The organism is Rhizobium sp. 01T444, from assembly GCF_056398305.1.
Map to the genome: position 1 here is coordinate 1 of NZ_JBFTPD010000201.1, position 672 is coordinate 672.

The following is a 672-nucleotide window of genomic DNA, read 5'->3' on the forward strand; positions in this document are numbered from 1 at the left end:
CGGTGCGCCCGAGCAGATGCTCCAGCTCGCGCACATTGCCGGGCCAGTCGTAGGCGAGCAGCGCGGCCTGGGCGCTCGCGTCCAGCCGCAGGCCGCCCAGGCCCAGCCGCGAGCGGTTCTCCTCCAGGAAGAAGCCGCTGAGCAGCAGCATGTCGCGCCCGCGCTCGCGCAGGGGCGGCACGCGCACCGGGTAGACGCTCAGGCGGTGATAGAAATCCGCGCGCAGCCGCCCTGCCCGCACTTCGTCGGCCAGGTTGCGGTTGCTCGCGGCGATGAGGCGCACGTCGACGCGGTGTTCGCGGTCCGATCCAAGCCTCTGCAGCTGGCCGCTTTGCAGCACGCGCAGCAGCTTGGCCTGCGCCTGCAGCGGCAGCTCGCCCACTTCGTCCAGGAACAGCGTGCCGCCGTCGGCCAACTCGAACTTGCCGGGACGCTCGGCGACCGCACCCGTGAACGCGCCCCTCACATGGCCGAAGAGCTCGCTTTCGACCAGGGTGTCGGGCAACGCGGCGCAATTGAGGCTGATCATGGGCCGCGACGCGCGGGACGAGCCCGCGTGCAGCGCCTCGGCGACCAGTTCCTTGCCGACGCCGGTCTCGCCCTGGATCAGCACGGCCAGTTCGCTGGCACTGACGAGTTCGATCTCCTTTTGAAGCTGGCGCATCGCCGGGC

General features: G+C 70.8%; 1 protein-coding gene. It reads right to left on the reverse strand.

From position 1 onward, the window contains the following. The coding region (locus tag AC1DTN_RS37970) for a sigma 54-interacting transcriptional regulator (protein ID WP_477925302.1) at positions 1–672 on the reverse strand (672 nt) is incomplete at both ends.